Source organism: Streptomyces dysideae (assembly GCF_001514305.1).
Taxonomy (GTDB): domain Bacteria; phylum Actinomycetota; class Actinomycetes; order Streptomycetales; family Streptomycetaceae; genus Streptomyces; species Streptomyces dysideae.
Genome location: NZ_KQ949112.1, coordinates 90,831 through 103,185, shown reverse-complemented (window position 1 = coordinate 103,185; position 12,355 = coordinate 90,831). Strand labels below are relative to the sequence as shown.

The following is a 12,355-nucleotide window of genomic DNA, read 5'->3' as shown; positions in this document are numbered from 1 at the left end:
CCCTCGCCAACCCCGACCTGGTCGAGCGCGTACGCACCGGCGCGCCGCTGAACACCCCCGACCCCGCCACCATCTACGGCGGCGGCGCAGCCGGCTACACCGACTACCCCACCCTCACCGCCTGACAAACCCCGACCGGGCGCTTCGCCGCCGCGAGAAGAAGCAGCCGCTGCCCGGCGCCATCGCCAGACCCTGCTCGTCCAACCCGCCAGCTCGACCCGATTCCACTGTCCATCACCGGGGCGGAGCCGCTCCGTCCATCCATCCATATTGGAGAAGCACATGTCTTCCTCGAACGTCGAGACCCGAACGTCCACCGCCGACTTGCACCGACTTGCCGATGAGTACGTCAGGCGCGTCAACCTGCGTGACCTCGACGCCCTGTTCGCCCTGTACGCGCCGGACTTCCGCAACCACGCCGCCGACGGCACCGCCACCGGCCTCGAGGAGACCCGCGCGGTGCTGGCGTCGTTCCTCGACGCGGTCCCCGACTTCGCCGCCACGCCGGTCCGTGTCATCGCCGAGGACGACTGGTTCGCGGTCAGCTTCATCCTCACCGGCACGAACACCGGGCCCTTCAACGGCACTCCCGCCACCGGCCGATCGATCAAGGTGCTGGAGGTCCGCATGTTCAAGGTGGCCGACGGGAAGCTCACCGAGCACTGGGGCCTCATCGACCTGGCGACGCTCTTCGCCCAGTTGCAGTCCTGAGAGGGTCGTACGTGAGTTGATGTCTGTTCCACCCTTTCGGGAGGAGCAGGCGGGCCGGCCGCAGCGTCGCCGGGCGGCTACGGCCGCGGCTGGGTGCACAAGCCCTGCTCGGTCTCGACCAGGATTCCGCGCTCGGTCAGCCGCGTGGGATTCAGGCGGGTGTTGTTGATGTCGCTGGGCGCGATCTCCATGCCCATCGCCTCGCACACCCGCCGCACCCACAGCGGCGCGTCGGCCGCAGCAAGCAGCGCCGTGATCTGCTGGTAGGCCGGTTGGGCCGGCAGTTTCGGGGCCGGCGCGGGCGGCTGCGGATCCGGCAGCTCCAGCAGCGTCGAGCCCGTCGTGGGGGAGCACGACGTGCTCGTGCGGGTGGAGGCCGCCGGGCTCAGCCCGCTGGGCGAGAAGGCCCGCGCAGGTGAGTTCAAGCAGGTCCTGGCCGACATGCTGCCAGCGCGACGCCCACCGCGCAGGAGGCTCCGTCGTACGCGTGGCCACGCACTGCGGGATTCGGTGAGAGTTGCGGACCGAGGGTGTCCGCAAGTCTCACTAGCGTGGGCCGCATGACGAAGACGACCGCGACGGCCCCCGTGCTCGGCACCCGCGCCCTCAACCGCGCGACCCTCGACCGGCAACTGCTGCTGCGCCGCTCGCCCCGGTCGGCGAAGGCGGCCGTCGAGCACCTCCTCGGCCTCCAGGCGCAGAACGTCAAGCCGCCGTACTACGCGCTCGCCACCCGCCTCGACGGGTTCGCCCCGCGGGAGCTGTCCACGCTCATGGCCGACCGCGAGGTCGTCCGCATCGTGACCATGCGCTCGACCATCCACACCCACACAGCTGACGACTGTCTCACCCTGCGCCCGCTGGTGCAGGCGGCCCGGGACCGTGAGCTCACCAACTTCCGCGAGGGTCTCGTCGGCGTCGACCTCGACCGCCTCGCCGCCCTCGCCCGTGACTTCGTCGAGACTGAGCCGCGCACCATGAAGCAGCTGCGCGAGGCCCTGCTCGCCGAGTGGCCGGCCGCCGACCCGCAGGCCCTGGCCGTCGCCGCCCGCTGCAAGCTCCCGCTCGTCCAGGTCACCCCGCGCGGACTGTGGGGCAGCAGCGGCCAGGTCGCCCTCACCACCGCAGAGCACTGGCTGGGCCGCCCCGCCGAGCCCGTCCCGGTGCCGGACGCCACCGCCCTGCGCTACCTCGCCGCCTTCGGGCCGGCCTCCGTCAAGGACATGCAGACCTGGGCCGGGCTGACCCGTCTGCGCGACGCCTTCGAACGGCTCCGCCCCGACCTCGTCACCTTCCGCGACGACAACGGCGTCGAACTCTTCGATCTCCCCGACGCCCCGCGCCCCGACCCGGACACCCCGGCCCCGCCCCGCTTCCTCCCCGAGTTCGACAACCTCCTGCTCTCCCACGCCGACCGCACCCGAGTCGTACCGCCCGAGCACCGGGGCAGCAACTGGCAGGGCAACCAGGCATACCGCACCCTCCTCGTCGACGGATTCCTGGCAGGCGTATGGAAGTTGGCGGAGGACACGCTGATCGTCGAGCCCTTCGGCACGCTCACCGAGGCGCAGCGGGCGGACGTCGCCGCCGAGGGGGAGCGGATGCTGAAGGTCCTGCACCCGGAGGTGTCGCACGACATCCGGTTCGGGACCGTACGGGCATGACGGCCCCATGGATAGGGGGCGCTGCGGGCCGCTCGTGGAGGCCCGCAACGCCCCCTGGTTTTTCACCTGAGGGGTGCTCAGGAGTTCAGCCGGGTTACGAGTTGACCTGTGTGGTCACCAGGTTGGAGAAGGTGGTCAGCCGGGTGTAGACACCCGGGTAACCGGCCGCCGCGCAGCCCTCGCCCCAGGAAGTGATCCCTGCCAGGACGCCCCCGATGAGCAGGGGACCGCCGCTGTCGCCCTGGCAGGTGTCGGTGCCGCCGGAGGTGTATCCGGCGCAGACCATGTCGCTCGCGATGTAGTCGGAGCCGTACGAGCCGCCGCAGCTGGAATCGGAGACCGTCGGCACGGTCGCCGTGCGCAGCTGGTTGGAGGAGCTGCCGCCCGAGGAGGTGGTGCCCCAGCCGACGATGCGGGCCGTGGTGCCGGCCGCGTACACGCCTGTCTGGGAGGAGGAGACGTACGACGCCGTGGTGTAGGGCATCGAGGTCGACAGGGTCAGCACGGCCACGTCGTCGCCGTTGGTGGCGTCCGTGTAGCTGGGGTGGATCCAGATCTTGCTGACCTGGCTGACCGTGCCGTTCGTGCCGTTGCGGTAGGTGCGGCCTCCGACGACGCGGACGCTGCTGGTGGACTCGCCGACCATGCAGTGGGCCGCGGTGACGACCTTCGTGGGCGAGACGAGGGTGCCGCCGCAGAACTGGTTCTGCGAGGCGTCCGTGATCTGCATCATGAACGGGTACGCGGTCGTCGTGGTGGTCGTACCGCCGACGATGGGCTGGGGAGCGGCCTGAGCGGTGGGGGCGCTCAGCAGGGCCGCGGCAGCGGCGGCGACGGTCGCCGTGGCGGCGGCGGTCCTCTTGGCACGGGTGAGCCCGAACATGAGTCTCCTCATTGGGAATTGCCGGTGGGGGGTCGCGCGGGTGTGGGGGGTTGAGCACGGGGGCCGCGGGACCGGCCCCCGTGTGCCCGAGCGAGCGGCACATCCATAAGCTAGAACCTGGAGGTTCCCGTTCCCAATGAGGGAACCCCCTAAGGGAGTTGGGCAGGGATAACCCTCGGTCGGCGCTCAGTGAACCCGCGAGCCGTTCACTGTGTACGCCGGCCCGCCGCGAGTCTGACGATGTCGACCCGCGATCGGATCCCCAGTTTCCGGTACACCCGGGTCAGGGTCGCTTCGACCGTTTTGACGCTGATGAACAGCCGTGCGGCGATCTCCCGGTTGGTCGCGCCCTCCATGACGAGCGAGGCGACCTGACGCTCCATCGAGGCGAGGCCGTCCAGACCGTCCGGGCCGGCCGGTGCGGGGGCGGGGGTGGGGACCGCCTCCGCGGGACGCGCCTCGGCGGCCGCCTCGACCTGCCGCAGCCAGGGCAGCGCCCGGCAGCGCCGGAACAGCCGTGCCGCCTCGTCGTACGACGTCGGCCCCGGCCTGGGGGTCCCGCCCGCCCGGGCGAGGCCGATGGCCCGGGGGAGGGTGCGCAGCTGGGCCAGCGCGAACGCGGCCCGCGCCTCCTCCAGGCCGTAGCCCAGCTTGGCGAGCCGGTCCTGCACGGACGTCAACTGGGCGACAGCGGCGTCGTGTTCACCGCGGGCCGCCCGCACCAGCGCCTCGGTCCGGTCGATGACGGCCAGCACACTCTCCCGGCCCAGCCGCAGCGCGTGCGCGCGGGTGACGTCGATGACGTCCTGCGCCTCCGACACCTCGCCGATCCGGACCAGTGCCTCGGCGAGATCGCCGTGCCAGCGCCCGCGCGCCGGGTCGGTGATGCCCAGGCCCTGCTCCAACTCCCTTACCCGGCGCAGCGATTGGACGGCACCCTGCGCGTCCCCGGCGACCAGCTGGGCGTACCCGAGGGCGGCCAGGGCGCGGGAGACGTACATCTGGTCGCCGTCCTCCTCGGCGTGCTCCACCGCCTCCCGGGCCAGCGCCAGCGCCTGCTCGACGTCGCCGCCGGAGGCCTCGGCGAGCGAGGTGAGGACGGCGGAGGCGACCTCGCCGATGGCGGTGTCCCGGGCCAGCATGAGGCTCTCCCGGGCCAGGTCCAGGGCCCGGCCGCAGTGCCCGGAGCGCAGCTCGGTCTCGGCGACCCCGCGCAGGAAGTGCACCTCGCTCTCCACCGACCCGCGCCGGCGCACCTCACGCAGCAGCGCGGTGACCGTCGCGCGGGCCTCGGGCAGCTGGTCGCTCATGATCAGCCAGCGGAACCGCGAGTACCCGGCCCCGTTGTGGTGGCAGGCCACCCTTGGGTCCTGCGGCTCCTTCAGCGCCCGTTTGATCGTCGCGGGCGCGTCCGGGTGGCCCATCAGGGTCTCGATCTGCGCCTGGAAGGCGAGCGCCATCAGCTCGGTGTACCGGTCGCCGGCCCGCTCGGCCAGCTCCGCGGCGTACGCGGCCTCCCCGCGCGCCTCGTCGAAGTCGCCCTCGACGAGCAGCGCCCGCCAGGTCAGCTGGTAGTGGATCAGGGCGAGCAGCTTGGGGTCGTCGCCCGCGTCGGCCAGGGCCTGCGGGAAGACGGCGTCGACCTCCGTCATGGCGTGGCCCGCGGTGTCGATCACGATGATCCAGGCCCGCACCCGGTCCGCGGGCAGCGTCGCCCGGCTGAGCACCTCGCGGGCGACGTCCCGGGCGAGGTCCAGCTCACCGGCGGTGATCGCGTCCTCGGCGGCCTGCAGACGCAGCACCTCCGGGCTCGGGGTGCCGTCCGCCGGGGTGTGCCGGGCGGCGAGCAGCCCGAGCTGCGCGGCCACCGAGGGCGCCCCGCGGTCCCTGGCCAACGTGGCCGCCTCGGAGAGCCGGGCCGCCACCTCCGGGTCGGTGCCGGTGGTCGCCAGGGCGAGGTGCCGGGCCCGCTCGATCGGGTCGGAGGCCGCGGTGGACAGCGCGGCGTGCGCGGCCCGCCGTTCCTGCGCGGGCGCCTCCGCGTACAGGGCCGCCGACACCATCGGGTGCGCGAACCGTACGGCGGGACCCTCCGGCTCGGTGGCCAGCAGCCCGAGGGCGGCCGCCTGCGCGGTCTCGGCCTCGGCGTTCTCCCGGCCGGCCGCGTGCAGCAGGGCCAGGGTGGGGCGAGCGCCCGCGCTGGCCACGAGGAGGGTGCGGCGGGCGTCGTCCGACAGCATCTCCAGGCGGTTCAGGACCAGGGCCCGCAGCGAGGTGGGCACGGGCAGCGGCTCACCGGGCCGGGGCGGGGTGGGGTTGTCGGCGAGGGCGCGGCCCAGTTCGAGGGCGAACAGGGCGTTGCCGCCGCTGGTGCGGTGGATGTCCCGGACGGTGGAGCGGGGCAGGCCGGTGTAGCCGCGTTTCTCGAGCAGTGTGGACAGCTGGGCGCGGGACAGCGGGCCCAGCCGGACGGCGAGGGTGTCCGGCGGGGACGCGCGTAGATGACGGTCGTGCTCCTGTCCCTCGGTCCGCACCGCGCACAGCATCCGCACCGGGGTGTCGCCCAGGCGGCGGGCGGCGAAGCCGAGGAGTTCCGCGCTGGCCGGATCCAGCCACTGGAGGTCGTCGGCGACGACCAAGACGGGGCCCGCGGCGGCGAGGGCGCGCAGCGCGGAGAGCACGGCCAGGCGCAGCGCCAGTCCGTCGCGCTGGAGGGTGGACTCGCCGCGGCCGGTCAGCGCCGACTCCAGGGCGGTGAGCTGGGCGGCGGGCAGCTGGTCGGACACCTCGTCCAGCACCAGGCCGAGGAGGTCGGCGAGGGCGAGGAAGGGGAGATGGGATTCGGACTCGGTGGGCGAGCAGCGCAACACGGTGCGTGCCGCCTCGCCGCTTTCCGCGGCCAATGCCCGCAGGACGGTCGACTTTCCTATTCCGGCGGGGCCGTGGAGCAGCACGCTGCCGCCCGAGGCGAGCTGCTCACGCGCCGCGGTGAACAGCTCCGCCCGGCCGATGACCTGGTCGGGGCGGTCTCTCGCAGGCTCCTTGAAGTCCCGTCCCACGGGCACCGCTCCCCTCCGTGTGTCGTGTCTCGGCCAATATTAGGCAACCAGCCTTTGAATTTATGACCCACGACGTCGTGAGGGAAATAACAGCCATGAAGCATAGGTAAATTCAAGGCCTGGCTGAATGAATCGTGGGTCGACGGGCTACGGCAGCAACCCCGCCCTGCGGGCCGCGGCCACGGCCTCGGTGCGGGAGTGGGCGCCGAGCCTGCGCATGGCCGAGCGCAGATACCCCTTGACCGTCTCCGCCCGCAGGCCCAGCCGCTCGGCGGCCACCGCGTTCGTGGCGCCGGCGGCCACACAGGCCAGAACGTCCAGCTCGCGGGGTGCGAGGCGGACCTCAGCCGTCGGGGGCCCGGCGGTGAGCAGACCGCAGGCGTCGAGGAGTTCGGCCCGCAGTGCCGGGTCGGTGATCCGCGGCGCCAGCGCCCGCAGCGCCGTGTGCGCCTCCCGGACCTGCTCCCAGGAAGCGGCGCCCGCCGGGTCCGAGGCGGGAGGTCCTGCGGCCGCCGGGTGCGTGGCCGCCAGCAGCGCCCGCACCTCCTCCCGCAGCAGCAGCGCCTGCTCCACGTCCCGCGCCGCCTCCACCGCCGCGCTCAGCGTGCGGTCGCCGAGCGGCTGGGGTGTGCGCAGGGCGCCGTAGAGCACGCCGCGGACCCGGCGCCGTACGACGACGGGTACCGCCACCACGGAGCACAGTCCCTCGGCGGCGACGGCGGTGTCGTACTCGTGGCTGATCTGCCGTGAGGTGGAGTAGTCCGTCACGGCGCACGGGCGGGCCAGGGCCACCGCCTTGCCGCCCAGGCCGTTGCCGGCGACGACCGCGAATCTGCTCAGCGACTGGGTCGCGGTCCCGTTCAGTTCGCTGATGCGCATCTGCCGTCGCCCGGATTCCACCAGGCCGCCGAAGGCGACCGGAAGTCCGGTCGTGCGCCGCAGCCGTGCCAGCGCACCCCGTATCTCCACGGCCCCGGTCGCGTCTGTCGCCACGTGCTCGCCCCTTCATTGCGGCTTCCTGCGGGCGCACACCCCCGTTCGGGGGTAGTGAGACCCGCATCACGGATTACACGATGGCAGAGAGCCGCCCGGCAAGGTCCGGCACCACGGGAGTGAGCCGCAGGGGCTGAGAGCGCCCCGAGGTGAACGACCAGAGAGCAAGGAGGACACATGACGACGGCGACGGCGACGGAGCTGTTCCGCAGTGCTCGGGATTTCCTGCTGGAACACCGCGAGGACTACGCCACGGCGTACGAGGGCTTCGCCTGGCCCCGTCCCGAGCGCTTCAACTGGGCGCTCGACTGGTTCGACGTCATCGCGGACGGGAACGACCGCACCGCCCTGCACATCGTCGAGGAGGACGGCGGCGAGACCCGGCTGACCTTCGCCGAGATGTCCGAGCGCTCGAACCGGGCCGCCAACTGGCTGCGCGCGCGGGGCGTCCGCCCCGAGGACCGGATCATGGTCATGCTCGGCAACCAGGCCGAGCTGTGGGAGACCGCGCTGGCCGCGATGAAGCTGCGCGCCGTCGTCATCCCGGCCACCCCGCTGCTCGGCCCCGCCGACCTGCGGGACCGGGTGGAGCGCGGCCGCGTCCGGCATGTGCTCGTACGGGCCGAGGACACCGGCAAGTTCGACGAGGTGCCCGGCCGTTACACCCGTATCTCGGTCGGCGGCGCGCGCGAGGGCTGGCAGTCGTACGAGGACGCGTACACCGCCTCCGCCGACTTCACCCCCGACGGCCCGACCATGGCCGACGACCCGCTGATGCTCTACTTCACCTCGGGCACCACCGCCCGCCCCAAGCTGGTCGAGCACACCCACACCTCGTACCCGGTCGGCCATCTGTCGACCATGTACTGGATCGGCCTGAAGCCCGGCGACGTGCACCTCAACATCTCCTCGCCCGGCTGGGCCAAGCACGCCTGGTCGAACCTGTTCGCACCGTGGAACGCCGAGGCGACCGTCTTCATCCACAACTACACACGCTTCGACGCCGCCCGTCTGATGGCGGAGATGGACCGCGCGGGCGTGACGACGTTCTGCGCCCCGCCGACCGTGTGGCGCATGCTCATCCAGGCCGACCTGACCCAGCTGGGCACGCCGCCGCGCGAGGCAGTCGCCGCCGGTGAGCCCCTCAACCCCGAGGTCATCGAGCAGGTCCGCCGTGCCTGGGGCGTGACCATCCGGGACGGCTTCGGCCAGACCGAGACCGCCGTCCAGGTCTCCAACAGCCCCGGCCAGCCCCTGAAGACCGGCTCCATGGGCCGCCCCAGCCCCGGCTTCCGCGTCGAACTCCTCGACCCCGTCTCCGGCGCACCCGGCGCCGCGGAGGGCGAGATCGCGCTGGACCTCGCGGCGCGGCCGGTCGGCGTGATGACCGGCTACCACGGCGACGCCGACCGTACGACGGAGGCGATGGCCGGCGGCTACTACCGCACCGGCGACATCGGCTCGCGCGACGCGGACGGCTACATCACGTACGTGGGGCGCGCGGACGACGTGTTCAAGGCGAGTGACTACAAGATCTCGCCCTTCGAGCTGGAGAGCGCCCTGCTGGAGCACGACGCGGTGGCCGAGGCGGCCGTCGTGCCCGCGCCGGACGAGCTGCGGCTCGCGGTGCCGAAGGCGTACGTCGTCCTGGCGGACGGCTGGGAGCCGGGCGCCGACACCGCGAAGGTGCTGTTCGAGCACTCCCGCGAGGCCCTCGCCCCCTACAAGCGGGTCCGCCGCCTGGAGTTCGCCGCCCTGCCCAAGACCGTCTCCGGCAAGATCCGCCGGATCGAGCTGCGCGAGGCCACGGCGGCCGGCTCGGCGGACGAGTACCGCGAGGAGGACTTCCGGTGACCGAACCGTCGTACACGCACGGAACGAGCGGGACCCTCCTGCTCGGCGACACCATCGGTGCCAACCTCGACCGGGCGGTGGCCGGCTGGCCGGACCGCGAGGCGCTCGTCGACGTCCCGTCCGGGCGGCGCTGGACGTACGCACAATTCGCCGCGGACGTCGACGAGTTGGCGTACGCGCTGCTCGCGAGTGGCGTCGCCAAGGGTGACCGGGTGGGGATCTGGGCGGTCAACTGCCCCGAGTGGATGCTCGTCCAGTACGCCACCGCCCGCATCGGCGCGATCATGGTGAACATCAACCCGGCCTACCGCACCCACGAGGTCGAGTACGTCCTCAAGCAGGCCGGGATCTCCCTGCTCTTCGCCTCCCTCAGCCACAAGGCGAGCGACTACCGGGCGATGGTCGGCCAGGTGCGCGGCAACTGCCGGGAGTTGCGCGAGGTCGTGTACATCGGCGACCCGAGCTGGGACGCGCTGACCGCACGCGGGACGCCCGGGCGGCGCGAGGAACTCCGGGCGCGCGAGGGCGAGTTGTCGTGCGACGACCCCATCAACATCCAGTACACCTCGGGCACGACGGGCTTCCCCAAAGGGGCCACGCTCTCCCACCACAACATCCTCAACAATGGCTATTTCGTAGGGGAGTTGGTCGCCTACACCGAACAGGACCGGATCTGCGTCCCCGTGCCCTACTACCACTGCTTCGAGCAGTACCGATTGCAGGTAATATCCCGCCATGAGGAAACCCAAGGGGGGCGGCCCCGTACGGGCCAGCATCTACGTCCGTATCTCCAAGGATCTCACCGGCGAAGAACTCGGCGTAGCGAGGCAAGAAGAGGAGTGCCGGGAGCTCTGCGCGCGCCTCGGCTTCGATGTGGGTGAGGTGTTCTCGGACAACGACATCAGCGCCACGAAGGGGAAGGTCCGGCCAGGCTTCGAGGCGCTGTTGGCCAGTCGGCCGGAAGCGGTCGTGTGCTGGCACACGGACCGGCTAGTCCGGGTGACGAAGGACCTTGAACGAGTGATCGCGCTCGGCGTGAACGTGCACGCGGCGCGTGCAGGACACCTCGACCTGTCGACTCCCGCCGGTCGAGCCGTAGCCCGCACAGTCACGGCGTGGGCGACCTACGAGGGAGAGCAGAAGGCGGAGCGTCAGGCTCTCGCGAACCTGCAAGCGGCGAAGGCGGGCAAGCCCTACACGGCTGGCATCCGACCCTTCGGGTACGGCGAGGATCACGCGACGATCGTTCCGGCCGAGGCTGCGGCCGTCCGCGAAGGTGCCTCGATGATCCTTGCCGGTGAGTCCCTGTCCGCCGTCGCCCGGAAGTGGACCGGGGCCGGTCTCCTGTCGCCTCGCTCGGTCGCCGCCGGAGCGAAGGCGTGGACCCTGCGAGGAGTGAAGAAGGTACTCACCTCCCCGAGGTACATCGGCCAGCGAACCTACCGAGGTGAAGTCATGGGCGAGGCCGAGTGGCCCGCCATCCTCGACGACGCCACCCACTATGCGGTGGTGGCCATCCTGTCGAGCCCCGACAGGTTCAGCGGAGGGCCGAGGACCGGTAGGACGGCGACGACGCTCCTGTCCGGCATCGCCCTGTGCGGTGTGTGCGGCGAGACCGTGAGCGGCAGGGGGCACCGGGGAACGAAGGTCTACGGATGCCGTCAGACCCACACGCGTACGCCTCGGGACGTTGCCAACAGGAGGGCCGAGAAGGCGACGCTCGCCCGCATGGTGCGGCCAGACTTCCTGCCGGCCGTCCTGGCCATGCACGCGGGGGGCGGAGACGGCGACACGGCACACCTCCACGCCGAGGTGGAGAGCCTGCGGGAACGGCTCGACGGCCTCGCCCTGGCTTACGCCGAGGGAGCCATCAGCCTCTCGCAGATGACGGCTGGAAGCGAAGCGCTGCGGGCCAAGCTGGAGGATGTCGAGTCCAAGCTGACCGGGGTCACCGGTCTGCCTCCCCTTGACCCCGTTACCGGCATCGCCGGACTCATCGAAGGATGGGCCGACACTCCCTTGCCCGTGCAGCGGTCATGGGTCCAGTTCTGCACCGTCGTGACCCTGATGCCGGCCAACGGGAGGCATGCCCGGAACATGACCCCGGACGATCATGTGTCCGTCGACTGGCATCACCTCGACACGTCCGAGGAGGAGGATGGCGAGGGGTTGTAGGCCGAACGCAAGGCAGAGCCTCAGTTGTCCAGTTCCGGCCCCCTTGACCAGTGCTGTCCGGCGGAGTGAAGGTCGTGCAACGAGCTTCTCCGCCATGACTCTCAACTTCCCCTGCAGTCACAGCCTCAACGCTACGAGGGGAAGGTCAGCCCCGGCCTACCGCGCCCCCGTCGCGTCGAGTTCGTCCGCGTGGCTATTGACCGGCTGGGGCGCGCCCGTGAGGTCGAGGACGAACAGGGGGACGCCCAGAGCGTCGGCGCGGGTACGGGCGTCGGGGGTGTAGCCGGCGAGGGAGAAGTACACGCAGTCCGCCGTTTCCGTCATTGCTGTCAGCCACAGGCATTCCACGTCCCGTAGGGAAGCCGGGCGTATCGTCGGGTCGACCTGGGCCAGCAGGCCGCGGGCGGCGATGCCGATGCCGGACGAGGGGCGTCGGTCGGCGCGGCGGATGTCGCGGTAGCCGAGCCAGCGCAGATAGACGGCGGCGGCCGTGACCGCGTCGCGGGCGGTGCGGGTCGTGACCGGCTGGAAGGCGCGCCGCCGCGGGGTCCCGACGGCGGTGTTCCCGGCGGCCGGGGCTGACGACGCGTCCGGGCCCGCCACCGGGATCCGCAGTACCGTCCCGCACGGGCAGCCCAGCTCCGGGTACGGCCACTGGTCCCGGCGCCCGCAGGCCCCGCACCTGACCGCCGCCCATTCCTCGTCCCACACCCGGTGCGTCACAGCCGTCGGCGTCCCGCGCTGATCGAGCCGCGGCGCGACGGACGCGCCGCACACGCACGGGTACGACGGTGCCGCGTAGAGACGCTCGCGCCGGCAGGCCGGGCAGCGCACCGGCACGCTCTCGGTCATGGCCCACTCCAGGACGTCACGGCTGGACAGCGGTCCCATCGTCCTCCAGGTGACCCCGGCTTGTCCGTCTCTTGACGGCCTTCCCCCACCCACCTACATTACTTCCAGATCGTAGAAAAGGTTTTCCGTAATGCGGAAGAAGTGCTCACCGCGGGGCGCGACGG

Annotated in this window: 9 protein-coding genes and 2 pseudogenes; 6 read left to right on the top strand and 5 right to left on the bottom strand. The window is 71.8% G+C overall.

Translation table 11 applies throughout. The annotated features are described in order from the left end of the window. A pseudogene (locus AQJ91_RS52895) lies at positions 1-125 on the top strand (alkene reductase); the annotation flags it as partial. A 157-nt stretch (positions 126-282) separates the two neighbouring features. Then, on the top strand, positions 283-711 hold the full coding sequence (locus tag AQJ91_RS39895; protein ID WP_067032237.1) for an ester cyclase: 429 nt from the start codon (positions 283-285) through the stop codon (positions 709-711). A 77-nt stretch (positions 712-788) separates the two neighbouring features. Here the strand turns inward: AQJ91_RS39895 and AQJ91_RS54830 are convergent, their stop codons facing one another. Then, positions 789-1,136 carry a hypothetical protein gene (locus AQJ91_RS54830; protein ID WP_199848146.1) on the bottom strand — a complete coding sequence of 116 codons (348 nt, stop codon included), beginning with the start codon at positions 1,134-1,136 and terminating at the stop codon, positions 789-791. Positions 1,137-1,271: 135 nt separating this feature from the next. Here AQJ91_RS54830 and AQJ91_RS39885 point away from each other — a divergent pair, with 135 nt between their 5' ends. Further along, entirely contained in the window at positions 1,272-2,375 is a 1,104-nt protein-coding gene (locus tag AQJ91_RS39885) for a winged helix DNA-binding domain-containing protein (protein WP_067032230.1), read from the top strand. Positions 2,376-2,469: 94 nt separating this feature from the next. Here AQJ91_RS39885 and AQJ91_RS39880 read toward each other — a convergent pair whose 3' ends face one another. The 3 genes from AQJ91_RS39880 to AQJ91_RS39870 form a co-directional block, all read right to left on the bottom strand. Continuing rightward, positions 2,470-3,258, bottom strand: a complete 789-nt coding sequence (locus AQJ91_RS39880) for a S1 family peptidase (RefSeq protein WP_067032227.1) — start codon at positions 3,256-3,258, stop codon at positions 2,470-2,472. A gap of 206 nt (positions 3,259-3,464) precedes the next feature. Beyond that, a complete protein-coding gene (locus AQJ91_RS39875) occupies positions 3,465-6,323 on the bottom strand; it encodes a helix-turn-helix transcriptional regulator (RefSeq protein ID WP_067032224.1) in 2,859 nt (952 codons plus the stop codon). A 141-nt stretch (positions 6,324-6,464) separates the two neighbouring features. Then, on the bottom strand, positions 6,465-7,310 hold the full coding sequence (locus AQJ91_RS39870) for a response regulator transcription factor (RefSeq protein ID WP_067032221.1): 846 nt from the start codon (positions 7,308-7,310) through the stop codon (positions 6,465-6,467). A gap of 177 nt (positions 7,311-7,487) precedes the next feature. Here AQJ91_RS39870 and AQJ91_RS39865 point away from each other — a divergent pair, with 177 nt between their 5' ends. The 3 genes and pseudogenes from AQJ91_RS39865 (at position 7,488) to AQJ91_RS39855 (ending at position 11,339) form a co-directional block, all read left to right on the top strand. After that, positions 7,488-9,164 (top strand): AMP-binding protein, encoded by a 1,677-nt coding sequence (locus AQJ91_RS39865; protein WP_067032218.1) that lies wholly within the window; start codon positions 7,488-7,490, stop codon positions 9,162-9,164. Next, positions 9,161-9,868, top strand: a pseudogene (locus AQJ91_RS39860) (AMP-binding protein); the annotation flags it as partial. The gene AQJ91_RS39865 and the pseudogene AQJ91_RS39860, both read left to right, overlap by 4 nt. A 31-nt stretch (positions 9,869-9,899) precedes the next feature. Then, on the top strand, positions 9,900-11,339 hold the full coding sequence (locus AQJ91_RS39855; RefSeq protein WP_067032215.1) for a recombinase family protein: 1,440 nt from the start codon (positions 9,900-9,902) through the stop codon (positions 11,337-11,339). A gap of 156 nt (positions 11,340-11,495) precedes the next feature. On the opposite strand, the gene AQJ91_RS39850 is transcribed toward AQJ91_RS39855, so the two are convergent. Then, positions 11,496-12,230: a hypothetical protein gene (locus AQJ91_RS39850; RefSeq protein WP_234383329.1), complete on the bottom strand. Its 735-nt coding sequence runs from the start codon at positions 12,228-12,230 to the stop codon at positions 11,496-11,498. Between the last annotated feature and the right edge of the window lie 125 nt (positions 12,231-12,355).